Genomic DNA, 2,009 nt, shown 5'->3' on the forward strand with positions numbered 1-2,009 from the left:
AGACCTGAGCTATCAAGAACGACGAGACTTGTTTGTGACTAATTTGAAGGGTGAAAGAAGCGAATAAATGGATTTAGATAAATTTATAGACAGGGATGATTCTCAAGCACTATTTGCGATTCTTTGTTTGAGCACTAGCGTTTACAAAGATATTAAGAGTGTTTCTTCATTAAAAAAAGATTACGAGCATCTTATCTCTTTAGATTGTAGTGCTACGTTAAACTCTGACAGGAAAAAAGTTGCTCAGGTCACAGAAACAGATTCACAACACCTTGAACAACTTCTGTCATTGGACCCAGATTTCACATTTGTAATTGGTGACCTCAACGATGAGAAGGATGGCATCAATCACAATTACCTGGTTAATCTAGCTGTTCAAAAAGGTCTTAAAGTCATTTCGATATTATCAAAACCAAAAGAATTGAATGAAGGCCTTACAAAGCAGCTCAATGCTGTCCATCATCCCTTGTTTTTTACTGATAATAACATTCAAAAACAGGACCATTCTGCCTTAGTCAAAAGCCTGTTTGCGATAATAGATATGCAAGCGACGCCTATTATGATTGGAGTTGACTTTGCCGATATAGTAAATGTGTTCAAATCTAATGGTTTAGGAAACTATTCTACGATTAAATTTGAAAACCCATCGCCAACAAAAGAAGACATATCTTCTGCATTTAAAACGTTGCCACACATTACCAGACGATTTGACCAACCAACAGCGATTCTCATTAATACTAGTTTGTCAGAAAGTCAGCTCGAAACCTTTAATATTGATTTGGCAACCGAGCTTGTAGAAACCTTTATGGAATCGATACATGGAAAATGGGATTTAGTTTTTGGCGTAACCTACTCGATTTCAACAAAAACAGGTTTCGATCTCAATATATTTACAACAGAGCTACCTAAAGATCACCCTTGGGTAAAAGAGTTAGAGTCCACAAATGCCTGACCGATAGGCTTGAATGGTTGTCTGCTTAAGACAAGGGGCGGACGTTGGTGTTGCTATTGTTGTAGGTCTGATTCGTGCTTAAATCGCTTGATAGGCGCATTTAATATAAATGACGATCAAAATCCATTTCTCGCCTTAATACTCTCACAATCAAGACCGACTCTTGCTGTTCCTTAAAAAAGACTACGTGTTTGTTATAGGTAATTCTCTTCAAGCCTTTGCTAATTTCATCTGCCGAGCGGCCTAGCTCTTTGTTTTCAGATATAAATTGAAACTTTTCATTTATTCCAAGTAGGTATTCTGTGGCTTTTTCAACGCCAAAGTTTAGAATTCCATATTCAAATATATCAGCCAAATCTCTATCAGCTTTATTAGAGAGAACAAACTTAGTCATGTAAACCAAGCTTTGTTTGTACACCTTTCATAATATCTTCAACAGAGCGTTTACTGACGCCACTTGCTAAGCCATCATCAATTGCAGATTGAAGGATACGAAGCTTATCATTACTCTGTTGATCCTTTCTAATAAGGTCTCTTACATATTCGCTGTCATTGGTGTAATCACCACTGCTAACGCGACTTTTTACCCAAGCATCCTGCTGCTCAGTAAATGTAATCGTCTTTCTTACTACTGCCATAACATTCACCTAAATTCATACTATAAGTGCAGTATAGTGCACGAATTACTAAATATATAGATTACAGTTGAGGAAACTAGGTACTTTTTGCTATAAGCTGAACTTTACAAACGTATTTGGTGCAGACCATTGGACTCTCTCGCTTCCAATGTCAGCTTCTCGCTCATAGCAGATCTAGTTTTGATTGCCCCTGAGTGGCCGCTTCACGTACGCAGCCGAAATCCAGTAAACTGCCAACAATGGAAGTTGAAGCTAATGTATCTTGATTACTGCTATTTGCTTTCCGCGACATCAATAAATAAACCACTTGCAAAAAGGTAGTATTTTACAAAAACAAAAGGGATGCGTTTATTTATTTTGAAGTGTGGAGTGTTACCTACGCCATATTTCAAAGGCAAAGAACCGCTAAGCTAATTGTT

The 2,009-nt window shown here is 37.4% G+C and carries 3 protein-coding genes; 1 reads left to right on the forward strand and 2 read right to left on the reverse strand.

Annotation, left to right across the window (positions count from 1 at the left end; all coding sequences use genetic code 11):
* Nucleotides 1–67: 67 nt before the first annotated feature.
* Nucleotides 68–952, forward strand: coding sequence for a hypothetical protein (locus tag AC4E96_RS14070; protein WP_490256279.1), 885 nt, complete (start codon nucleotides 68–70; stop codon nucleotides 950–952).
* 100 nt (nucleotides 953–1,052) lie between these two features.
* On the opposite strand, the gene AC4E96_RS14075 is transcribed toward AC4E96_RS14070, so the two are convergent.
* Both AC4E96_RS14075 and AC4E96_RS14080 read right to left on the reverse strand, forming a co-directional pair.
* On the reverse strand, nucleotides 1,053–1,346 hold the full coding sequence (locus AC4E96_RS14075) for a type II toxin-antitoxin system RelE/ParE family toxin (RefSeq protein ID WP_490256280.1): 294 nt from the start codon (nucleotides 1,344–1,346) through the stop codon (nucleotides 1,053–1,055).
* Nucleotides 1,339–1,590, reverse strand: a complete 252-nt coding sequence (locus AC4E96_RS14080) for a type II toxin-antitoxin system ParD family antitoxin (RefSeq protein ID WP_490256281.1) — start codon at nucleotides 1,588–1,590, stop codon at nucleotides 1,339–1,341. Before AC4E96_RS14080 ends, AC4E96_RS14075 begins: the two co-directional genes overlap by 8 nt.
* Nucleotides 1,591–2,009: the final 419 nt, after the last annotated feature.

It is taken from the genome of Psychrosphaera sp., from assembly GCF_982872775.1.

Bases quoted from the DNA above. Each gene is read 5' to 3' on its own strand.
- AC4E96_RS14070 (WP_490256279.1), top strand. From the start codon at position 68: ATGGATTTAGATAAATTTATAGACAGGGATGATTCTCAAGCACTATTT.
- AC4E96_RS14075 (WP_490256280.1), bottom strand. From the start codon at position 1,346: ATGACTAAGTTTGTTCTCTCTAATAAAGCTGATAGAGATTTGGCTGAT.
- AC4E96_RS14080 (WP_490256281.1), bottom strand. From the start codon at position 1,590: ATGGCAGTAGTAAGAAAGACGATTACATTTACTGAGCAGCAGGATGCT.